Here is a 21,352-nt window from a genome sequence, read left to right on the forward strand (position 1 = left end):
TGAAAACGCGCGATGAGGCAGGACGGGAATCTCGATAGGGCCCCCACCCATCTCTCAGCGTCGAGGATCACCATATGGCAACCTGAGCGTTGGTTATGAAGTTCCTTTCGCTTTCCGTCACACATGAGGAGATTCTCATGCCCCGTCGTTTCCTTACCTTCGCCGCCATCGTTGCCCTGGGATGGGCCACCGCCGCCTGCGCGCCCGCCGCGAACGGCGCAAGCGCGACCTCGGAGAAGGGGAGATGGGTCGGCGATGGACCGGAATTCCTCACGTTCGACGACGACGCTGTCGGCGGGAGCGACGGGTGCAACGCCCTCAGCGGCTCGTACTCGAGAACGGACGACACTCTCGCCATCACCTTCGGGCTGTCGACGCTGATGGCCTGCCCCGGGGTCGACCCATGGCTGCGTAAGGCGGCCACCGCCGCCCTGGTCGACGACACCCTCGAGGTCTTCGACCGCGACGGGGTCAAGATCGGCACCCTCACGCGCGCCGGCTGAGCCCCCATTCACCAGACCGGCCACGCCCGGGCGGCGATCGAGGTGCCCGGTAGAATCGACCCGTATGCGGCATCCCACGACGCCGCCCTCCGCCCGCACGCGACACCTCCGTGCGACGACCTCTCACCGCTCAGGAGCACCGTGTCCGACGCCTCGCCCCGCCTCGTCGCCTTCGACCTCGACGACACCCTCGCCCCTTCGAAGTCGGCGATCGATCCGCGCATCGGCGACCTGCTGCTCGCTCTCGCCGAGAAGGTCGAGGTCGCGATCATCTCGGGTGGACAGCTCCAGCAGTTCCGCAGCCAGGTGGTCGAGCGTCTGCCCCAGGCCTCCCCCGAGCTGCTCGCGCACTTCCACCTGATGCCCACCTGCGGCACCCAGTACTACCTCCTCACGCCCGCCGGCGTCGAGACCGTGTACGCCCACTCGCTCACCGACGACGAGAAGCAGCGCGCGCTCACCGCCGTTCGCGAAGAGGCGGAACGCCTCGGCCTCTGGGAGGCGAAGCCGTGGGGTGACATCCTCGAGGACCGTGGCTCGCAGATCACGTTCTCGGCCCTCGGGCAGTCGGCCCCCCTCGAGGCGAAGATGGCCTGGGACCCCACCGGCGAGAAGAAGAACAGCCTGCGCGAGGCCGTCGCCTCCCGTATCCCCGACCTCGAGGTCCGCTCCGGCGGCTCCACCTCGGTCGACATCACCCACCGCGGCATCGACAAGGCCTACGGCATGAACAAGCTCGTCGAGGCGACCGGCATCCCCCTCGACGACATGCTCTTCGTCGGCGACCGCCTCGACCCCGACGGCAACGACTACCCCGTCCTCGCGATGGGCGTCGAGTGCCAGGCGGTGCACGGGTGGGAAGACACCGAAGCGTTCCTCGAGAAGCTCATCCCGACGCTGCCCGCGCGAACCGCTGAATGAGCCTGCGGAGCGCGAGCCGTCAGAGGATCTGACCGATCGGCTCGCGCTTCTCCGCCTGGAACCGGTCTTCGGTGCGCCCGTACGCCCAGTAGCCCGACAGCGACACCTGCTCGCGCCCGAGACCCCACTGCGCGAAGACGAGATCGCGCATCCGCTTCATCGCCTCGCGCTCCCCGTGGGCGAACACGTGTCCTCGTCCGGGAAGCGGATGCCATGACGCCACGGCATCCGTCAGGACGTTCGTCGCGCCCGCCGTCGCCCCGCCACGGTGGACCCACGTGATCGCGACCCCGGCGGGAGCCGTCAGCGCGAGATGCTCATCCGCGGCCTGCACCTCGACGAAGGCGGCGCCCACGGCATCCGGCGACAGAGCTTCGAGAGCCGCGGCGATCGCGGGGATCGCCGACTCGTCCCCGATGAACAGGTGCCAGTCCGCCGACGGGTCGGGCGCGTAGCCCCCACCCGGCGACGAGACCACGAGACGATCGCCCAGCTGCGCTCGCGCAGCCCACGGTCCCGCGAGCCCCTCGTCGCCGTGCACGACGAAGTCGATGACGAGCTCATCTCCCTCGACCGCACGGACGGTGTACGTGCGGGTCACGGGCAGATCCTCGGGCGCCAGGGTCTCGCGCAGTGCCGTGAGGTCATACGGCGGCTCGAGATCGAGCTCGGGCTTGGCGAAGGTGATCTTGACGTAGGTGTCGGTGTGCGGGCTCTCGCGGAACGCCGCCAGGTCGTGCCCGCGTGCGCGCACCCGAACGAGATGCGGGGTGAGTCGCTCGGTCCCCACGACGTGGAGGACGTGCTGGGGGCGCGGCGGGCGCGCGGGTCGATCGCTCATGGGGTTCCTCTCACGCGGACGGGACGGACCGCAGCGCGGCGCGAGCAGCGTCGGCGACAGCCGGTTCTGCCGCGTCGGCCGGACTCAGCGCCTGCGCCACTTCGGTGTAGTAGTCGGTGATGTGCGCCCGGACGGCCTCGCGAGCCGCCGCAGCGTCGCCCGCCGACATCGCCGCGACGATGTGCCGGTGCTCCGATCGCAGCCGATCCGCCACGACCGGCCACGCATCGAGGCGAGCCGCCCCCGCGCGCGTGTACGCCTCGATCGAGCTGCGCAGCCCCGCCATCATCGCCGAGATCACCGCATTGCCCGAGGCTTCGGAGAGAGCCTGGTGGAAGCGCGCGTCGAGGGCGAGGAACTCGTCGGGCGCGAGGTCGTCGGCATCCATCGCATCCAGGATGCCGACCACCTCGGCGAGGTCGACGTCATCCTGGGCCAACCGCTCGGCGACATCGCACTCGAGCACGATGCGCGTACGCACGACGTCGGTCAGGGGGAAGCCGTTCGCCGCCACCTGGAGGCGGAGAAAGGCGGCGAGGCCGCCCCGCGGAGTCGTGACGATCATCGCGCCGGCGGTGGGGCCGGAACCGGTCGCCGTGCGGACGACCCCGAGCACCTCGAGCACCCGCACCGCTTCGCGGACGCTCGAGCGGCCCACTCCGAGCTGCGTGGCGAGTTCGCGTTCCGGGGTCAACCGGTCGCCGGGGGCCAGTCGCCCGTCGCGCAGGTCGCTCTCGATGCGCTCGAGCACCACCTGCCAGGCGCGGGGGGCGGAGTTCGGCATGGCATCCCCCGTCCTCGTGGGCGCTGCGATGTGGCCCGACCACACCACCCTATGCGCGGATCGTCAGGCGTCGGCGGTCGTGCGGTATCCCGCCGGGTTCGTGGTCTGCCAGTTCCAGTAATCGCGGCACGCGTCGTCGATGCCGAGCCGCGTGCGCCACCCCAGGACCTCGCCGGCCTTCGAGGGATCGCAGTACGTGGCGGCGACGTCGCCGGGGCGACGGTCGAGGATCTTCTTGGGCAGTTCGCGTCCGACGGCCTTCTCGAACGACGCGACCAGTTCGAGCACGCTCACGGGGCGACCGGTGCCGAGGTTGAACACCTGGTGCCCGGGCTGCGCCTGCTCGAGGGCGGCGACGTGCCCCTCGGCGAGGTCGACGACGTGGATGTAGTCGCGCAGGCCCGTCCCGTCGGGGGTGTCGTAGTCGGCCCCGAAGACACCGATCTCGTCGAGCGTGCCGATCGCGACGCGCGAGACGAAGGGCATGAGGTTGTTCGGGATGCCGGCGGGGTCTTCGCCGATCAGACCCGAGGGGTGCGCGCCGACGGGGTTGAAGTAGCGCAGCACGGTGACGTTCAGCTCGGGGTTCACGCGGGCGACGTCGGCGAGCACGACCTCGTTCATGCGCTTCGACTTGCTGTAGGCGTTGGAGAGGTCGATGCTCGTCGTCGACTCCTCGGTGAAGGGGAGATCGGCCGGGTCGGAGTACACCGTGCCGGTGCTCGAGAAGACGAAGCTCCGGATGCCGCGGGCGATGCCCACCCGCAGCAGGGCGAAGGTCGTGTCGAGGTTGTTGGAGTAGTACTCCAGCGGCTTCTGCGTCGATTCGCCGACGGCCTTGAACGCCGCCAGGTGGATGATCGCGTCGATCGGACCGTGCTCGTCGAAGGCGGAGGCCACGACGGCCTCGTCGGCCGCATCGCCCACGATGAGGGGCGCGGGCTTGCCGGTGATCTTCTCGACCCGCTCGGCGGCGACGGCGTGCGTTCCCGACAGGTCGTCGAGGAGGACGACATCGTGCCCGGCTTCGAGAAGAGCCACCGCCGTGTGAGTTCCGATGTAACCGGCTCCGCCGGCCAGGAGTACGCGCATGGTTCCAGGCTATCGCTCGGGAGCGACGGCGCTGATCGCCCGGAGGGCCTCAGCGCCCGTCGAGCCGACCGCCGGATTCTCGCAGATAGCACGCGGCGCACATCGACTCGTAGGTGACTTCGCCCTCGATCTGCCCCTCGTCGATCGCGACCTGGTCACCATCGAAGACGAATCGACCGCCGACCAGGCGCGCGTTGAAGATCGCCTTGCGTCCGCAGCGGCAGATCGTCTTGAGCTCTTCGAGGCTGTGGGCCAACTCCATCAGGCGCGCCGATCCCGGAAAAGCCTCGGTGCGGAAGTCGGTGCGGATCCCGTAGGCCAGAACGGGGATGCCGTCGAGCACCGCGATCCGCAACAGGTCGTCGACCTGGGTCGGGGTGAAGAACTGCGCCTCGTCGACGAGCAGGCAGGCCACCGGCGCGTGCCCCGCCGCGCTGTGGAACACCTCGCGCAGATCATCGCCGGGGGCGACGAGGAAGTCGACCGCACGCTTCACGCCCAGCCGGCTGTCGATCTGGTCGGCGCCCTTGGTGTCGATCTCGGGCTTGGCCAGCAGAACCCGCTGTCCGCGCTCCTCGTAGTTGTACGCCGCCTGCAGCAGGGCCGTGGACTTGCCCGAGTTCATCGCTCCGTAGCGGAAGTACAGCTTCGCCACGCGGACCTCAGGGGTTGATCGCGAGCGCGTGGGCCGTGGCATCCAGCTCTCTGCGGGCCGCGTCGGGATTCGTGTTCAGCGTCTCGCCGTAGCTGGGGATGAGGTCGCGCAGGCGCGGCTCCCAGGCGGGCATGCGCTCGGGGAAGCAGGTCTTGATCAAGCCGAGCATGATCGAGACGGCGGTCGAAGCTCCCGGCGAGGCGCCGAGGAGACCGGCGATGGAGTGGTCGGCCGAGGTGACCACCTCGGTGCCGAACTGCAGCACGCCGCCCTTGTCCTTGTCGCGCTTCATGACCTGCGCGCGCTGACCGGCGTCGAGCAGCTCCCAGTCCTCGTCCTTGGCGGTCGGCATGAAGTCGCGGAGGCTGTCGACCTTCTTGGAGTGGGTCTTCAACAGCTCGCTGACGAGGTACTTGATCAGGCTCGGGTTGTCGACGGCGACCTTCAGCATCGGGCCGATGTTGTGCGGGCGCACCTGGGTGACGATGTCGAGCATCGAGCCGTTCTTGAGGAACTTGGGGCTGAACGTCGCGAACGGGCCGAACAGCAGCGACGACTCCCCGTCGATCACGCGCGTGTCGAGGTGCGGCACCGACATGGGGGGCGCCCCCACCGAGGCCTGCGAGTACACCTTCGCGCGGTGCTTCGAGACGATGTCGGGGTTCGAGGTCTTGAGCCACTGCCCGCCGATCGGGAAGACGCCGTACCCCTTGATCTCGGGGATGCCGGAGCGCTGGAGGAGCTTGAGAGCCCAGCCGCCCGCACCGACGAAGACGAACTTCGCGTTGATCGAGCCGGGCGTTCCCCCGATCACGTGGCGGTACGAGACCTCCCACGTGCCGTCCTTCTTCTTCTTGAGCTTCTTGACGTCGTGGTTCGTGGCGACCTCGACGCCCTTCTCGCGGAGGTTCGCGAACAGCTGACGGGTGAGCGAGCCGAAGTCGACATCGGTGCCGGCGGGCACGCGGGTGGCCGCGAAGGGCTCGCCCTTACGGCGCTTCTGCATGAGCAGCGGGGCCCACTGGTTGATGACGCGCGAATCCTCGCTGTACTCGATGCCAGCGAACAGCGGCTGCTGTGTGAGCACCTCGTAACGCTTGCGAAGGAAGGCGACGTCCTTCTCGCCACGGACGAAGGTCATGTGCGGCGTGGCGTTGATGAACGTCGAGGGCTCGTCGAGCACGCCCTCGGCCACGAGCGAGGCCCACAGCTGCCGGCTCTGCTGGAACTGCTCGTTGATCGTGACCGCCTTGGCGGGATCGATCGAGCCGTCCTTGCCCTCGGGCGTGTAGTTCAGCTCGCACAGGGCCGCGTGCCCCGTGCCCGCGTTGTTCCACGCGTTCGAGCTCTCTTGCGCGACGTCGCTCAGACGCTCGAGCACGGCGATCTTGAGATCGGGCTGGAGGTCTTTCAGCAGAGTTCCGAGAGTGGCGGACATGATGCCGCCACCGATGAGGAGAACGTCGACGTTTTCAGTCACCCGTCGATTCTAGGTGCGAGCCGAGAGGTGTCTCGACATCGAGAGAACCGTCGGTTCGATGTCGAGACACCTCGCACGCGGCATCCGGATGCCGTGTCTCAGGCGTTGGCGAGCCGCTTCTGCGCGACGATCTCGGCGATCTGCACGGCGTTGAGCGCGGCACCCTTGCGGAGGTTGTCGTTGCTGATGAAGAGCGCGAGGCCCTTGCCGTCGGGAGCAGACTGGTCGGCGCGGATGCGGCCGACGTAGCTGGGGTCGGTGCCCGCGGCCTGCAGAGGCGTCGGCACCTCTTCGAGGCGCACGCCGGGGGCATCGGCGAGGAGCTCGCGCGCACGCTCGGGCGAGAGGTCGCGGGCGAACTCGGCGTTGATGCTCAGCGAGTGGCCCGTGAAGACGGGGACGCGCACGCACGTGCCGGCGACGCGAAGCTCGGGCAGCTCGAGGATCTTGCGGCTCTCGTTGCGCAGCTTCTTCTCTTCGTCGGTCTCGTTGAGGCCGTCGTCGACGAGATTGCCGGCGAACGGGATGACATCGAAGGCGATGGGGGCCACGTACTTCTCGGGGGTCGGGAAGTCGAGGGCCGAACCATCGCGGACCAGACGCTCGACCTCTCCCTGGGCGAGGACGCCCTCGACCTGACCGAGCAGCTCCTGGGCGCCGGCGAGACCGGAGCCCGAGACGGCCTGGTACGTGCTGACGATCAGGCGCTCGAGGCCCGCCTCGGTGTCGAGGACCTTCAGCACCGGCATGGCGGCCATGGTCGTGCAGTTGGGGTTGGCGACGATGCCCTTGACGGCCTCGTCGATCGCGTGCGGGTTGACCTCGCTGACGACCAGGGGCACCTCGGGATCCATGCGCCAGGCGCTGGAGTTGTCGATGACGAGCGCGCCCGCCTCGGCGAAGCGGGGGGCGTGGGCGCGCGAACCGGTGGCGCCAGCGGAGAAGAGCGCGACCTCGACCCCTGCCGGGTCAGCAGTGGCGACGTCTTCGACGACGACGGAGTGGCCGCCGAACTCGATCGAGGTGCCGGCGGAGCGGGCGGTGGCGAACAGGCGCAGCTCTCGGATCGGGAACGAGCGCTCGGCGAGGATCTCGAGCATGACGGTGCCGACCTGGCCGGTGGCGCCGACGACGGCGAGGGAGATTCCGGAATCGGAGATGCGGGTCATGCGGGATACCTCTGGGATTCGGGTGATGGATGCCGCGACGGCGGCGTTCGGGTCAGGGTAGCGCGAGCGGTGGGATGGGTTCGTCGAGAGCGGTCCGAACTCCCGAGAATCCGTCGCGAATCCGCCGCACGATGGCGGAATCGCGTGGGTGTGGCGCGGCGTAGCCGGCGAGACTCAGGAGTTTCGTGCGGCGCCGCGGGGCGCGAGCCCGGTCAGCGACCGGTGCCGGCGTGGACCGTGGCCTCGGCGTCGCCGTCGAGACCGTACGCGGTGTGCACCAGACGGGCGGCCTCGGCGAGGTCGACGCCGCGCACCACGACCGAGATGCGGATCTCGGACGTCGAGATCATCTCGATGTTCACGCCCGCCAGGCTCAGCGCTTCGAAGAGCGTCGCCGAGACGCCCGAGTGCGTGCGCATACCGGCGCCGACGACCGAGAGCTTTCCGATCTGGTCGTCGTGGACGAGGCTCTCGAAGCCGACCTCGGCCTGTTCACCGGCGAGCGCCTTGAGCGCCGTGGTGGCGTCGGTCTTGGGCAGGGTGAATGAGATGTCGGTGCGGCTGGTGGCGGCCGCCGACACGTTCTGCACGATCATGTCGACGTTGGCACCGGACTTCGCGACGATCTTGAAGATGTCGGCGGCCTTGCCCGGCACGTCGGGCACGCCGATGACGGTGATCTTGGCCTGGCTGAGGTCGGTGGCGACGCCGGCGACGATGGGCTCTTCCATGGCTCCTCTTTCGGGGACGAGTGCGGAGGTCTTCGAAGCGTCGAGCACCCAGGTGCCCTCGCCCGAGCTGAACGTGGAACGCGCGTGGATGAGCACGCCGTGGCGGCGGGCGTACTCGACGGCACGGATGTAAAGGACCTTCGCGCCGTTGGCGGCGAGCTCGAGCATCTCTTCGCTGCCGACGCGGGAGAGCTTGCGAGCGAGCGGCACGACGCGCGGGTCGGCGGTGAAGATGCCGTCGACATCGCTGTAGATCTCGCAGACATCCGCGTTCAGCGCCGCGGCGAGCGCCACGGCGGTGGTGTCGGAGCCACCACGACCGAGGGTCGTGATGTCACGGGTATCGCGGTTGAAGCCCTGAAAGCCGGCGACGATGACGATCGCGCCCTCGTCCAGCGCCTCGCGCAGGCGCACGGGGGTGACGTCGACGATGCGGGCCGCGCCGTGCGTGGCATCCGTGATCATGCCGGCCTGGCTGCCGGTGAAGGAGCGGGCTTCGAACCCCATCGAGTGGATCGCCATGGCCAGCAGCGCCATCGAGATGCGCTCCCCGCTGGACAGCAGCATGTCGAGTTCACGGGGCGCGGGGATCGGCGCCACCTGGCCCGCGAGATCGAGCAGCTCGTCGGTGGTGTCGCCCATGGCGCTGACCGCGACGACGACCTCGTGGCCGGCGCGACGCGTGTCGACGATGCGCTTGGCGACCCGCTTGATGCTCTCGGCGTCGGCGACGGACGAGCCGCCGTACTTCTGGACGATCAGAGCCATGAGGAGAACTCCCGGAGGGGTCGTGCGTCGGGATGCCACGACGGGGCGCTCGTGCCGCGCCCGAGGATCATCCTAGAGGCGGGTGCATACCGCCTCTGTCATGCGCCGACGCCCGGCGAAACCGCAGGCCCCGTCGATAGGATCGAGCGCTCCCACTCCCCCGTTCCCTGGAGGCCCGCGGTTGTCCCCCACCCCGCGGCGACTGCTGTCGTCCCTGCGCCGTCTGGTGCACGTCGACGAGGCCTCGTCGCCCGACACGACGATGATCCCGGTCATCGACGAGGCGCTCTCGACGCGCATCCTCGACCTCGCCATCCGCATCGGCGAGACCATGCTCGTCGTCGGCGCTCCCGCCAACGAGGTGACCCTCACGATCGTGCGGGTATGCGCGGCCTACGGGCTCGATCCGGTGCACGTCGACGTCACCTACAACTCGATCACGATCGCCCACAGCCGCCCCGGCGCGACCCACCCGATCACCCTGCTGCGGGTGGTGCGCGGTTCGGTGCCCGACCACGCGAAGCTGCAGCGTCTGCAGGCTCTGGTGCAGGAGATCACCGGCGGTCTCGGGCTCGACGACGCGGTCGTGCGCTGCCGCGCCATCCGCCGACTGCCGTTCCGCTATCGCCCCGCGATCGTGATCGCCTCGCAGGCGTCCCTCGCGGCCGGGGTCGCGATCATGTTCGGCGCGAACTGGCTCGCCCTGGTGCTGTCGTTCATCGCCGCGGCCCTCGCCGCGTCGACGCAATACGTGATGGCGCGGGCACGCGTGCCGTACTTCTTCGCGCAGATCGCGGGCGGGTTCGTCCTGACCGTCTTCGCCGCCCTATCCCCGTTGCTGCGCTACACGGGCCTCGACGCGGCCGCGGCGATCCGGCCGTCGGTGATCGTGGCATCCGGAATCGTCCTGATGCTCGCCGGACTCACCGTGGTGGGCGCGGCTCAGGATGCCATCGACGGCTTCGCCCTGACGGCGACCGGACGCATCCTCGAGCTCACGACGCAGACCCTCGGCGTCGTCCTCGGCATCCTCGCCGGGCTCGAGACGGTGCGCGTGATCGGCATGGGCATGTCCCCACCCTCGAACGCCCTCCCCCTCGGCCCGGTCAGCGTGCAGTTCGTCGGCGCGGCCGTCATCGCGATCGCCGTCGCCGTATACAACGGCGCCGGCGCGCGCATCGTCGTCGTCAGCGCCGCTCTCAGCCTCGTCGCCTGGGCGGGGTACGTCGCCGCCTCGGGCCTCGGCTTCGAGGTCGCCGCCGCCAGCGGCGTCGGCGCATTCGTCGGAAGCTTCGCGGGCATCGTCGTCGCCTACCGGTTGCACGTGCCCTCGGTCGCGATCACGACCGCCGCGATCCTGCCCCTCGTGCCCGGTGCGGCGGTGTTCCGCGGCCTGCTCGGAATCGTCGAGTCGGGCGACGACCCCACCGTGCTCATGACCGGAGTGACCACGCTCGCCGGGGCGGCGACGATCGGCATCGCCCTGGCGGTGGGCGCCTCGCTCGGCATCTACCTGGGCCAGCCGGTGCGCGCGACGCTGTCGAGCGTCACGCGCGTGCGGGCACGAGCACGGCGGTAGTCACGAACGAGAGCCGGGATGCCACGGCCCCCGCATCGCGCGGGCACCGGGCCGTGGCATCCGGGGTTCTTAGGGACAGGAGCCGGGTTCGCTCCCCGTCGCGGTCTCGACCGCGGGCAGGTCGACGTCGACGTCGATACGGAACCTCTGGTCGGTGACGCCGACGTCGCGCACGCGGACAAAGCGGGGCAGCGCCTCGGCAAGACACACGGGAGCGGGTTGCAGGGCGGCGAGATCGACACCCGTCTTCGCCCCCATCTCTGCGGCGGACATCGATTCGCCACCCGCCGTGACCGAGGTGATCCCCATGCTGAACCGCCCCTTGTCGAAGTGCGGCGTCATCGCGAGGCTCACCGATTGCGGAGGAGCTCCACCGGGGACGGACGCGCCGACGACCATGTCACCGCCGGAGAAATCGACCCGCATCGCACCCTGCGCCTCGGGCGGGATCAGGAGCGCCGTCGCCTGCGCGGCGGAGAGCGTCACCGCACCGGAGAGGTGGTCGGCCCTCCAGGTGCCGTCGGTGTCCTCGAGTCCTTCGAGAGTCATCATGAAGTCGGAGTTGGCCGACCCGACGGCGAAGCTGCGGACCGTGAGTCCGACACTTTCGAAGCGTCCGGCGAGTTCCTGAAGGAGCACGGAACCGGGGATGTCGACCTCGATGCGTTGACTCTCGGGAAGGGCGAACATGGTCCTCGCCTCGGCGACGATGGCCCGCTCCCGCTCGGAGCGAACGAGCCCTTCCGCCGTCGCGAAGGCGGTCGTCGCCAGGACGACGAGGACGACGGCGAGAACCGCCACACGAATCCCCAGACCGGGACGACCCTGCTCGGAAGCCTCCGGCGTCCGCACGGGAGGTAAGACCTCGGTCCGCTCATCGAAAAGGGTCATGCGCCGTGTCCTATCCGAAGCGTCCGTTGACGTAGTCGTAGGTGCGCGGATCGATCGGCGAGTCGAACATCGCCGCGGTGTCGCCGTGCTCCACGATGTGGCCGGGCTGGCCCTGAGAGGCGAGGAAGAAGGCGCACTGCTGCGAGACACGCTGCGCCTGCTGCATGTTGTGCGTGACGATGACGATCGTCAGCTCTTTCTGGAGTTCGCCCATCGTCTCCTCGATCACGCGGGTCGAGGTGGGGTCGAGCGCCGAACAGGGCTCGTCCATGAGCAGGATCTTGGGGCGGATCGCGAGTGATCGAGCGATGCAGAGACGCTGTTGCTGCCCGCCGGACAGTCCCCCACCCGGTGCGCGCAGGCGGTCCTTGACCTCATTCCACAGCCCCGCGCTCTGCAGCGACGTCTCGACGAGGTGATCCTTCTCGTCCCGCCCGGCACGGCGACCCGTGAGCTTCAGCCCCGCGATGACGTTGTCGTAGATGGACATCGCCGGGAAGGGGTTCGGCTTCTGGAAGACCATGCCGATGTGCTTGCGCGCATCGATCAACCGGTGACCGGGGTCGTAGATGTCGTCGCCGTCCAACAGCACCTCGCCGGCGAGGGCGGCCGAGGGCACCAGTTCGTGCATGCGATTGAGGATGCGCAGGAAGGTCGACTTGCCACAGCCCGAGGGACCGATGAGCGCGGTCACCTGCCCCGCGGGCATCGTGAGGGACACGTCGAGGAGGACCTGATGATCGCCGAACCAGGCCGAGATCGACCGCGCATCGAGCTCCGACAACGGGGGCCGCGCCGCCGCCTCGGCGACCAGGCGCTCCGCCTCGGCGAGGCGCTCCGGGGTGGCCGATGCGCCCCCCAGGAGCGAGACGGCGGAGGCTCGGACCGACGCGGACGACACGGTGTATCCCGCCGACGTGGTCGGAGCCGCACCCACGGGGGCGGCAACGGGCGACATCGGCGGGGCGAACGAGGGGTACGCACCGGCGTCCGGCGAGATCACGTCGGTGACCTCGTCGGCGCCCGCGGCGACCGATCGACCGAACAGACGCGTCGTGCGTCGTGCGCGGCGCGCCTGGGAGGCGACCGAACCCTCGGGCGGAACGACGACCGTGGTCGGCACCGCCCCCATGGTCGTCTGCGTGAGCAGGTCGAGCTCGTCCGCCGAGACCACATCGGTCATGAACGGGTCCGGCGTGTGGTGCTCGAGGCTCAGCACGTCCGTGCGGAAAGAGTCCGCGGAGCCGTCCGCGACATCGGGCGCGGAGGACGAGGGATCGCCTCCGGGACCGTGCTGGTCACGAGGCTCGGGATCGATGATGGGGCACATTCGGGTTCTCCGGTCAGAGGAGGTTGGGAAGAAGACGGATGAGCTGGTCCGAGACGAAGACGCTCGCCAGCAGAAGGACGGGGGTGAAGACGACCCACGTCTTCTGCCAGCCCACACGCCGATACGCCCACACGGCGAGCAATTCGGCCACGACGAGGAACTGCAGCGCGAAGACCAGCGCCCACACCGTCGTCATGTCCGTCGCCATCGGCTTCGCCTGCGGCGGGAGAGCCATCGACGTGGTCTGACGAGCTCCCGTGGGCTGTGCGTCGCCGGCGCTCCGGGCATCCACGTACGCGACGCCCGTCGGCAGGTAGGGCGCGCCGCGGGCGGCCATGAGGATGAGCCGGCTCTCGCCCCTCACGGGGGCAGGCGGGGTCGGATCCCCGGCGTATCGGACGCCGAGGACCTCGAACGTCTGCTCACCCTGACCCGTACGGACCGTGAACGTCTCGCCCGGCTGCAGGGTCTGCAGGCGCGCGAAAGGGCCGCCGAACGCGGCCGTGCGCCCCATGATCACGCTGACGCCGGCTTGCCCGGGCAGCACCGTGTCGCGACGATGGCCGGGTCCCTGCATGAGGACGCCGGACGTCGTGCCCTCGGACACCACCTCGTCGATGCCGAGCTGAGGGATCGACAGCAGCGCCACGGGCGCGCCGTCGACGAGCAGATGGTCCTCGAAGTCGCCCTCACTTACGGGAGCGGTGCCCTCCGCCAGCTGAGCGCGATAGGTATCCCGCAGCTGCTGCTGCGAGGCGAAGTGGCTCACGTGACTCACCACGAGGAGGTTGATCAGAAAGACCAGGACGAGCACCGCGATCGAAGCCAGCGTCCCACGGACGAAGACCTGCATCGGAGACAACGGCGCGTACCCCGGTCGCCGACGCGGTGGACGGCGCGGCGGACGCGGGGGGCGCGGGGGTGCCGATGGGAACACGGGAGAGCCGCCCCCGTCCGTCGTCCGTCGTTCCTCGAAGAGGGTCATGACGCGGCCGCCGCGGGGACCGGCGGAAGAGCCGCGCGGACGACCCGCACGATCGCGAGGGCCAAGGCGATCGCGACCGCGGCGAGCACGATCACCCACGGGAACACCAGCACGAGCGCATCGCGCGTGACCGAGGTCGCCGCCGCTGCGTCCACGGTCTCGGGCGGGGTGAAGGTGACGTGGGCCGAGACGAGCGTCCACTGTCCCGCCCCGCTCAGGGTCGCCGCGACGACCCGCGTCTCCCCCGGCTGGAGAGCGGTGATGGGAACGCCGTCACGGGCATCGAGACGGTTGGAGAAGACCGTGCCCTCCATCCAGAAATCGGCCGTGGCATCGACCGGCTTCGTCGACGAATTGCGCACGGTGAACCACATGTCCACGGTGCCGTCCGCGGGATTGATGGCCGGCATCCCGTTGCCGTTCAAACCACTGACGAAGAGCCCGCCGCCGACGCTCACCTCGTTCGCCGGGGTGGTCTGTCCGGCCGGCGTGGTCCCCGGATCCGAGGAGGTTCCGGTGCCCGTCGATCCCCCCACGCCGGTGGAGCCACCCGTGCCGCGCGAGCCACCCGTCGACGATCCGCCGGACGACGTGCCCGTGGCGGGGCCGGAACCGGTCGTCGACGAGGAGGAGGGCGAAGGCGAGGGCGTCGATCCGTCGGTGATGCTCACGGTCAGCGGGGTGCCCGAATCGGCGTCGGACGCGAAAGCGGGCACGGCGAGGCCGACCGCCGCGACGGCCGCGAGCGCCAGAGAGACCACGAGTCGCTGCGACGCGCGTCGACGGGGTGTCACGGGGCGCCCACGCGCAGGTCTGCTGCGCTGTTCGCGTCGGACGCGGCGGCGTGCTCCATGTAGTCGACCCACTGCTGCGCGAGCGCTTCGTCACGGCGGCGACGCCAGCGCAGGAGCACGAAGACGATCGCGGCGAGCGCGAGAAGGAGCAGAAGCGTCCACGGCGGAGCGAACGTGACCGCGTCGCGCGAGACCGGCGTGACCGAGAGCTGCTGCGTCATGTCCGGGGAGTCGACGAACGGACTCAGCACCGTTCGCGCATCGAGGTAGAACCACTGCCCGACTCCGCCGATGGTCGTCTCGTACGTCGAGGTGTTGCCGGGGAGCAGAACGGGGATGCTGCCGCCCTGCAGACCGGTGGCGGGAATGCCGAACCACGTGCTCGCACCGTTCGTGAGGTTGGCCGCCAACGCGACGTTGCCCGTGTTCGTGACGGTGTACCGCGCCTTCACCGACCCGCCCACGGGATTCCACCAATCGCCCTCGTGGGTCGCGTCGTAACTGGTGATTGTGAGCTGCGGCTGGAGCTCCCCGGATACGCGCGCGAAGATCGACGTCGCCACGCGGCGGTCGACGTTGACCTGCTGCCCGTTTTCGACGACGGATGCCACGAGGCCGCCGACGTGATCGCCGGGCGTCCCATCGGCGGGCACCGCGATGGTGAACGTGAGAAGGCGCACTTCGTCGGGCGCGAGCGAGAACCGGACCCGGTCGCTGCCGTCGTCGAAACGCAGCCAGGCGCCGACCGAGGTGGGGGCATCAGCGGAGGCGAGCAGCGAGAAGCTACCGTCTTCGCCGTTGAAGGCGTCGGTGGCGAAGACGGTGAAGTCCTGCCGTTCCGTGCCCGTGTTGCCGACGAGCACGCGATCGGTGATGCTCTGGCCGGGGTCGGCGGTGAAGGTGAACCGGGAGCGGCCGTCGGGGCGGCCGTCCTCACCGGCGGGACGTGTCGCGACACCGACGGTGGCGGCGGACGTGGCATCGCCCTCGGCGGCCGTCGCGGGCGCCGAGGGGACGAGGAAGGCGATCGTCGCCGCAGCGACGAGAAGAGCGGCGCCCAGAGCCGGGAAGCGGCGCCGCGAGGTCGTGGAGAGCACGGTATATCTCCGCAGATGGGGGCGACGTAGGCATGTCGCGGGGGTGAACGAGGCCTGATGGGGAACGAGCCGAGACATGTCACGGCGCGGGCGCCGACGCACCGTGCGGGGAGACCGGTGACGGCCTCCCCGCACGGCGTGCAGCGGGTCTATCCGAGATCAGCTCACTTGGAGGTGAGCGTCAGCGTCAGCGTCGAGGTGTAGTCACCGGTCTGGGCGTCCTTGGGAGCCTTGAAGGTGAGGTCGGCGTCGAACAGCGCACCGGAGGTGAGCGTGGAGACCGCCGAGCTGGATGCGATCTTCGACCCCGTGGTACCGAGGGTCACGCCCGAGACGAGCGGCGTGCCGGCGTAGGCCTTGGGAGCCAGCGTGAGAGCGGTGGCCGGGATCTCGTCACCCGCGGAGTTCTTGAAGGAGCTCCACGCGGCGTCGAGGTTCCAGCCCTTGAGGACGTTGCGGTCGTCGACCACGGTGACCTTGCCGAGGGAGGCCTGGGCGGTCTTGTCGCGCGCGACGCTGCCGAAGTCGACCTTCGTGGCCTCGGCGTTGAGCGACCACAGGTCGCTCGCGGTCACGGCGGCGGTCACGTCGACCGTGTCGGTGGTGGTGTCACCGGAGGCCGAGACCTTGGTGATCGTGTCCCACGCGAGGACCGCGAATGTCGCGTCACCGGGGGCGGTGAGCGCGATGGTGTGCTCACCGGCGGGCAGCGACGAGATGTCGACGGTCGCGTTGCCGTTGGCGTCGGTCGTGACCTGGCCGAGGTTGGTCGGGTCGGACCATGCCCAGGCGACGAGCGTCTTGTTCGCGTTGGCGGAACCGGCGGGAACCGTGACCGTCTTCGCACCCTTGGCGGGGTCGGCGATGTCGACCTTGTTCGTGGCCGAGCCCTCGGGCTTGGTCGGAGCGGTCGGAGCGGGAGCCGCCACCGTGCCCGAGAAGGCCTTCTCGTTCGAACCCGCGCTGTTGGTCGCGACGATCGTGACGCTGTACGCCCCCGCGGTCGTGGGCGTGCCCGAGACGACGCCGCTGGAGGCGTCGAGCGCGAGGCCGGCGGGCAGAGCGCCACCCGACTTGACCGACCAGGTGAGGGGTGCGGTGCCGTCGGCGGTGAGCGTCTGCGAGAACGCCGTACCCACCGTCGCGGCGTTGAGCGATGCCGTGGTGATGGAGGGGGCGGCGGCGGCCGCGGCGGGCGTGGCGAAGGTCCACGTCGCCAGTTCGGGCTTGGCGTTGGCCGTGACCGAGATGTAGATGAAGTCCGTCTCGAGGACCTGGTTGCCGTTGAAGAAGGCGATACCCAGCGAGTAGTCGCCGCCCGCGTTGGCGACGGCGCCGCTGCCCGAGGGCGAGCCCGTTCCGGTGCTGGTGTTGGCGCTCGGCATCAGGTTGGGCAGCTGGATGCCGCTCGGGGTGAGGCCGAGAGGACCGTACGCGTTCCAGGCCGCCACGTTGGCCTCCTGGCCGCGGGGCGAGATGAACGTACGGACGCTCCCGCTGTTCGCGGGGACGGTGAAGAAGCTGTTGTAGTCCTCGTCACTCGGGTCCGGCGAGCCCAGGACCGAGTCGTTCCAGCCGAGGACCTTGCCAGCGGGGATCTGCGTACCGTCGAGGTCCGAGATCAGGTAGACCGGGTGAGCGGAGCCCACGGTCGGGACGACCGCCGCCGACGCCGCAGCGGCGGGGACGATCGAGAGCGCAGCGGCGGTCACGACGGCGCCGAGGCCGAGGATTCCGCGCTTCGCGAGGGTGATCTTCATGAGGAGTGTTCTTCTCTTTCTCGTGGGTGAGGATCAGTTGTTGCGGGTGAGGACGGTGCCGGTGGGAGCCGAGAAGCCGAACTTGGCCTTGACGGCCTTCGTCGTCGTCGGCGAGCCCGAGCCACCCCAGTAGGTGAGGCTCGTGGTGGACGAGGTGTTGACCAGGGCAGCGACACCCGAGTCGAACGCCGCGTTGTCGGGCGTGATCTTGGCCGTGGGGACCACGATGTAGACCGTGCGGCCCCAGTCGGCGCTGTTGTAGTAGCTGGTGCTGGGGGTGAGGTTGGGCGCGGTGCCCGTGAAAGCGGCCACACCGGCGATCGCGCCCACCGAGACACCCGAGAACGTGTTGATGCGCGAGGCGCCGTTGGACTGACCGATGTAGTTCGCGACCGAGAGCGGGATGATCTGGATCTCGTTGCTGGCGGGCGTCAGCACACGACCGTCGTTCTCGGGGATCGAGTTGCTGCGCGTGTCGACGGCGGAACCCAGCGTGGTGGTGCTGAGGCCGATCTTGCCGAGGAAGGTGGTCCACGTGCCGGAGCTGGACTGCAGACCCAGCGGCTTCAGGGTGTAGCCGGTGCCGGCGAGGACCGCGCTCGCGGACGAGCTCGAGGTCGCCGAGTAGATGCTGCTCAGCTGGTCCTTCGAGAGGTCGTTGATCGCGTCGGTCGCCGCGGTCGCGTTGGCGCTGCCGGTCGCCGCGCCGACCTTGAACGCGTAGCCGATCGCATCCTGACCGAAGGGCACGTAGGTCAGCAGGGTTCCGGTGGTGCCACCGACCGAGGAGCTGCGGGCGAAGTCGACCTGGTCCTTGACGTTGACGTTGTTGAAGGTGAACGCGGTGCCGCTCGCGCCGCCGACCGACGCGATGAGGGCGTTGCGGCCCGCGCCGGAGCCGTTCGGACGGTCGAAGACGGGGCCGAAGGCCTTCGTCTGGATGCTGCCGACGCCTCCGGCGACGCCCAGCGTGAAGGCATCCCACGACGCCAGCGACTTGCCGTTGCCCGACACCTTGACCGAGGGACCGGTGATGTTGGTCCCGTTGGCGAGGGCGCTGACGGCGTCCTGCAGGGTGTCGGAGCCGACGATCGAGTAACCGTCGGAGATCGGGTCGGCGTTGGCCGCCGACGCCATGCCAGCGCCGGCAAGGGCGACACCAACGGCCGCGCCGAACGCGACGATTCGCTTGAGCTTCATTTCTTCCTGTTCTTTTCGGGTGCAGAGGATGGGTTACTGCGAAGAAGCCGGCAGGCGCGGGCCTCAGGTGACCCGTCTTCTCAGACGGGTGATCAGGGGCACCCCGGCCGCGCTCGCCAGTCCGGCGAGCACGCTCAGGGGCAGAGCGGCACCGAGCGCGCCGCCGTCGGGGTCCTCCGGGGTCTTCGCCCCGGCGAGCGCCCCGCTGGACGCACCGGATGCCGCCGTCATCGCGGAGTCCGTCGACGAGGGCGCGGCCCCGGCCGCCGCGGCGGTGCTCGCAGCGCTCGACGACGCCGCTCCCGTGGTCACCGCCGTCTGCTGCGAGGGGATGTACGCGCCGGACGTCGACGACGACTCCCCGGTCGACGAGGGCCGCGGGCCGTTCTGCATCACGTCCGCGGCATCCCGCGCCTGCTCGATCCAGGCCGCGGGCAACGCGACGTAACCGTCGGGGAGCTCTCCGGCCGCCGTCCCGGGGGTCTGCGCCTGGGTGCCCACGGCGAAGCGGACGAGGTCCGCGTACGCCGCGCGCAGCGAGGGATCGGTGGCCGTCGGATTGGTGGCCGCGTAGACGGGCATGGTGAGCGGGTAGGCGTCACGGGAACCGGAGGCCACCGACGACTTCGGGTCGAAGGCGACGACGCGATCCCCCGCGCCCGCCGGCGTCATCACATCGGCCGCCGCACGCATCGAGGCGCTCGTGGGAGCGGCGAATCCGCCGGAGGGATTACGCAGGGATGCCGTGACCACCTGGAACCGTGCGGCGGCGGCCGCACTGGTGAGCCCGAGTAGGCGTTGGCTTCCGGGCAGCATGCGCGGGTTCTTGCCGTATTTCGGCGGGACGGTGTTCGGATCCCATTGCCCCGGTCCCTGGCCGTCTCCGCGGAGCGTCAGATACGCGATCGCGGAGAGGTCGTTGGCGTAGGGGCGCCAGGTCACGAGGTTGAAGGGTGCCTGATTCTTCGGCACCACCTCGACGGGGTCGGCCTTCGGGAAGTCGTCCCGATCGAGCGAGAACGCCACCTTGCTGGGATTGATGTCGGCGTTCGTGGAGTACCACGGGTTGACGACCATGCCCCACGGGTCCGGCTTGCTGGCGAGGAAGTCCATCGCATCCTGGTCGGAGGAGATGTACTTCCACACCGCGCGAGCGGCATCCGACCGCCCCTGCGGAACGATGACGTCGGCGATCGCGGCGCCCTGGAGGTCCTGGGCCCTCCACTCGGGATCGTTGACCGCGAGGAAGTCCTCATCGCGAGTGATGTTGTACTCGTTCGTCCCCGTCAGATATCCCTGGTCGGCCCCGGTGGGAATCGACGAGCGGTAGGAGTAGCTGAGGAGCTTCGCCAGCAGACGCGGGGTGAGGTTCACGCCGCGGAATGGCGTGCGCGCCTTGTCCTTCCACTCCTGGGGGACGGTTTTGTCGTTGGGGTTCGGAAGCCTGTCGATCGCCAGCGAGATGGCCACGCCGCTCAAGGCCACGGGGGCGTACGTCAGCGGGTCCTTGCCCTCGGTCGTGAGCGCGTAGCTCGTCAGGGCGAGGGGCGCCTGCGCGTTCTTGGCGGCAGAGAGCAGGGCGTCCGACTCGGCGCTCGTGATGAGCGAGTAGACCGAACCGTTCTTCTGGTTGCAGACCGCGGGCTGCCACGAAGCGACCGCGAGTGCCGCGAGCTCGCTGCCCGCGACCTGTCGCTCGGCCTGTCCGATCGGGCAGCCGGCGCCGACGGGTGCGAAGTCGAGCTTCACCGAGAGCGCGTGCTGCCACGAGTCGGCGAAGAGGCCCGACTGGGTGATGTTCGTCGACCCGTTATCCGAGGTCCCGCGCGGGAGGACGACGAGCCAGCACGACGCTCCGACGGTGGCGCCGGACGTCGTCACCGGGTTTCCGCATCCGAGTCCGTTCGACTGGACGGCCGTCTGCACCTCGAAGGTGACGGAGCCCTTCCCGTCGTCTCCCGAACCGACCCACGGGATCTCGTTGGTGGTGTACGAGGTGAAGAACTGGTTGGCGTTGACGTCGACGGCGGAGTTGATCGTCTTGCCGCCGGTCTTCGGGTCGCGCGTGATCGAGTCGACCCGGGTCCCGTCGCGAGCGATGAACGGGATCGACGTGTAGGGCGGATAGATGATCGAGCCGGGGGCGGTGAATTCCACATCGGCCGCGGGCACCTCGTCCATCGAGGAATAGTTGCGGTACGCGTCGCGGGTCGCCCCGACGCTCCCCGCCCCTCCGTACTGACACGTCGTGCGATCGGGACGCTGGGCGTTCTGCGGATCGTCGCCCCAGCACATGAACACCTGGAGGAAGTTCTCGCCACCGTTGCCCCCCGCCGACGGCGCCGTCGACTTCTTGCCTCCGGTCCAGTCGAGACGGATGCCCTGAGCGACCAGGCCCCGGGTCTGCGAGACGGAGACGGAGAGGTCGGGCAGGGGGGCCGTGTCGAGCTGAGGGTCCTGCTGCTTCGCCGTGATCGTCACGGCGGAGGAGGTTGCGGCGGTGGCGGACTGGCCGCCCGACACCACGCCTCCCGAGACCAGCGCGAAGACGGAGACGCCCGCGACCAGACCCGCCGCGAGCGGGCCGAGCGCCCGACGCACGCCTCGACCGGACTGGCCCGCGCGTCTCGGACGGCGCGTCCATGACCGGGTCGTCGAGGCCTCGGCGTCGCTGCGCTCGCGGGGGTCAGACACAGGTGAATTCCTTAAATTCTGCGGGTGACTTTCCACCCGCGATGAGCTAAAAGCGCGGAGGTGACGGTGGCATGAACG

The 21,352-nt window shown here is 69.5% G+C and carries 18 protein-coding genes; 3 read left to right on the plus strand and 15 right to left on the minus strand.

All coding sequences use genetic code 11. The features are described from left to right. Nucleotides 1-137: 137 nt before the first annotated feature. The gene (locus tag OVA26_RS13805; protein ID WP_268104458.1) at nucleotides 138-503 is read left to right on the plus strand and encodes an META domain-containing protein; all 366 of its coding nucleotides are present in this window, start codon (nucleotides 138-140) and stop codon (nucleotides 501-503) included. A 141-nt stretch (nucleotides 504-644) separates the two neighbouring features. Next, on the plus strand, nucleotides 645-1,424 hold the full coding sequence (locus tag OVA26_RS13810) for an HAD-IIB family hydrolase (RefSeq protein WP_268104459.1): 780 nt from the start codon (nucleotides 645-647) through the stop codon (nucleotides 1,422-1,424). 19 nt (nucleotides 1,425-1,443) lie between these two features. Here OVA26_RS13810 and OVA26_RS13815 read toward each other — a convergent pair whose 3' ends face one another. The 7 genes from OVA26_RS13815 to OVA26_RS13845 all read right to left on the minus strand — a co-directional run bounded on the left by OVA26_RS13815 (nucleotide 1,444) and on the right by OVA26_RS13845 (nucleotide 8,944). Then, nucleotides 1,444-2,265, minus strand: a complete 822-nt coding sequence (locus OVA26_RS13815; protein WP_268104460.1) for a siderophore-interacting protein — start codon at nucleotides 2,263-2,265, stop codon at nucleotides 1,444-1,446. 10 nt (nucleotides 2,266-2,275) lie between these two features. Continuing rightward, nucleotides 2,276-3,049: a FadR/GntR family transcriptional regulator gene (locus tag OVA26_RS13820; protein WP_268104461.1), complete on the minus strand. Its 774-nt coding sequence runs from the start codon at nucleotides 3,047-3,049 to the stop codon at nucleotides 2,276-2,278. A 63-nt stretch (nucleotides 3,050-3,112) separates the two neighbouring features. Continuing rightward, nucleotides 3,113-4,141, minus strand: a complete 1,029-nt coding sequence (gene galE, locus OVA26_RS13825; RefSeq protein ID WP_056229489.1) for a UDP-glucose 4-epimerase GalE — start codon at nucleotides 4,139-4,141, stop codon at nucleotides 3,113-3,115. A gap of 49 nt (nucleotides 4,142-4,190) precedes the next feature. Next, nucleotides 4,191-4,796, minus strand: a complete 606-nt coding sequence (locus tag OVA26_RS13830; RefSeq protein ID WP_268104462.1) for a thymidine kinase — start codon at nucleotides 4,794-4,796, stop codon at nucleotides 4,191-4,193. A 7-nt stretch (nucleotides 4,797-4,803) separates the two neighbouring features. After that, on the minus strand, nucleotides 4,804-6,276 hold the full coding sequence (locus OVA26_RS13835; protein ID WP_268104463.1) for a malate:quinone oxidoreductase: 1,473 nt from the start codon (nucleotides 6,274-6,276) through the stop codon (nucleotides 4,804-4,806). A gap of 98 nt (nucleotides 6,277-6,374) precedes the next feature. Continuing rightward, nucleotides 6,375-7,445, minus strand: a complete 1,071-nt coding sequence (locus tag OVA26_RS13840; RefSeq protein WP_268104464.1) for an aspartate-semialdehyde dehydrogenase — start codon at nucleotides 7,443-7,445, stop codon at nucleotides 6,375-6,377. A gap of 212 nt (nucleotides 7,446-7,657) precedes the next feature. Beyond that, nucleotides 7,658-8,944, minus strand: a complete 1,287-nt coding sequence (locus OVA26_RS13845; protein ID WP_268104466.1) for an aspartate kinase — start codon at nucleotides 8,942-8,944, stop codon at nucleotides 7,658-7,660. A 181-nt stretch (nucleotides 8,945-9,125) separates the two neighbouring features. Between OVA26_RS13845 and OVA26_RS13850 the strand changes: the two genes are divergently transcribed. After that, complete coding sequence (locus OVA26_RS13850; protein WP_056229506.1) at nucleotides 9,126-10,523, plus strand: threonine/serine ThrE exporter family protein; 1,398 nt, start codon at nucleotides 9,126-9,128, stop codon at nucleotides 10,521-10,523. 69 nt (nucleotides 10,524-10,592) lie between these two features. Here OVA26_RS13850 and OVA26_RS13855 read toward each other — a convergent pair whose 3' ends face one another. The 8 genes from OVA26_RS13855 to OVA26_RS13890 all read right to left on the minus strand — a co-directional run bounded on the left by OVA26_RS13855 (nucleotide 10,593) and on the right by OVA26_RS13890 (nucleotide 21,274). Beyond that, nucleotides 10,593-11,324: an LmeA family phospholipid-binding protein gene (locus OVA26_RS13855; RefSeq protein ID WP_268104467.1), complete on the minus strand. Its 732-nt coding sequence runs from the start codon at nucleotides 11,322-11,324 to the stop codon at nucleotides 10,593-10,595. Between the two features lie 100 nt (nucleotides 11,325-11,424). Beyond that, entirely contained in the window at nucleotides 11,425-12,198 is a 774-nt protein-coding gene (locus OVA26_RS13860; RefSeq protein WP_268104937.1) for a phosphate ABC transporter ATP-binding protein, read from the minus strand. A 559-nt stretch (nucleotides 12,199-12,757) separates the two neighbouring features. Then, nucleotides 12,758-13,597 (minus strand): sortase, encoded by an 840-nt coding sequence (locus tag OVA26_RS13865; protein ID WP_268104468.1) that lies wholly within the window; start codon nucleotides 13,595-13,597, stop codon nucleotides 12,758-12,760. Nucleotides 13,598-13,725: 128 nt separating this feature from the next. Next, on the minus strand, nucleotides 13,726-14,490 hold the full coding sequence (locus OVA26_RS13870) for a hypothetical protein (RefSeq protein ID WP_268104469.1): 765 nt from the start codon (nucleotides 14,488-14,490) through the stop codon (nucleotides 13,726-13,728). 29 nt (nucleotides 14,491-14,519) lie between these two features. Then, complete coding sequence (locus OVA26_RS13875; protein ID WP_268104471.1) at nucleotides 14,520-15,620, minus strand: hypothetical protein; 1,101 nt, start codon at nucleotides 15,618-15,620, stop codon at nucleotides 14,520-14,522. Nucleotides 15,621-15,784: 164 nt separating this feature from the next. Continuing rightward, nucleotides 15,785-17,380 carry an Ig domain-containing protein gene (locus OVA26_RS13880; protein ID WP_268104473.1) on the minus strand — a complete coding sequence of 532 codons (1,596 nt, stop codon included), beginning with the start codon at nucleotides 17,378-17,380 and terminating at the stop codon, nucleotides 15,785-15,787. A gap of 33 nt (nucleotides 17,381-17,413) precedes the next feature. Continuing rightward, nucleotides 17,414-18,580: a hypothetical protein gene (locus tag OVA26_RS13885; RefSeq protein WP_074695699.1), complete on the minus strand. Its 1,167-nt coding sequence runs from the start codon at nucleotides 18,578-18,580 to the stop codon at nucleotides 17,414-17,416. Between the two features lie 63 nt (nucleotides 18,581-18,643). Next, nucleotides 18,644-21,274, minus strand: coding sequence for a hypothetical protein (locus OVA26_RS13890; RefSeq protein ID WP_268104475.1), 2,631 nt, complete (start codon nucleotides 21,272-21,274; stop codon nucleotides 18,644-18,646). Nucleotides 21,275-21,352: the final 78 nt, after the last annotated feature.

The organism is Microbacterium sp. SL62 (assembly GCF_026672635.1).
Taxonomy (GTDB): Bacteria; Actinomycetota; Actinomycetes; order Actinomycetales; family Microbacteriaceae; genus Microbacterium; species Microbacterium testaceum_A.

Coding starts and splice junctions, on each gene's coding strand:
- OVA26_RS13805 (WP_268104458.1), top strand. CDS start 138: ATGCCCCGTCGTTTCCTTACCTTCGCCGCCATCGTTGCCCTGGGATGG.
- OVA26_RS13815 (WP_268104460.1), bottom strand. CDS start 2,265: ATGAGCGATCGACCCGCGCGCCCGCCGCGCCCCCAGCACGTCCTCCAC.
- OVA26_RS13820 (WP_268104461.1), bottom strand. CDS start 3,049: ATGCCGAACTCCGCCCCCCGCGCCTGGCAGGTGGTGCTCGAGCGCATC.
- galE (WP_056229489.1), bottom strand. CDS start 4,141: ATGCGCGTACTCCTGGCCGGCGGAGCCGGTTACATCGGAACTCACACG.
- OVA26_RS13840 (WP_268104464.1), bottom strand. CDS start 7,445: ATGACCCGCATCTCCGATTCCGGAATCTCCCTCGCCGTCGTCGGCGCC.
- OVA26_RS13845 (WP_268104466.1), bottom strand. CDS start 8,944: ATGGCTCTGATCGTCCAGAAGTACGGCGGCTCGTCCGTCGCCGACGCC.
- OVA26_RS13865 (WP_268104468.1), bottom strand. CDS start 13,597: ATGCAGGTCTTCGTCCGTGGGACGCTGGCTTCGATCGCGGTGCTCGTC.
- OVA26_RS13880 (WP_268104473.1), bottom strand. CDS start 17,380: ATGAAGATCACCCTCGCGAAGCGCGGAATCCTCGGCCTCGGCGCCGTC.
- OVA26_RS13885 (WP_074695699.1), bottom strand. CDS start 18,580: ATGAAGCTCAAGCGAATCGTCGCGTTCGGCGCGGCCGTTGGTGTCGCC.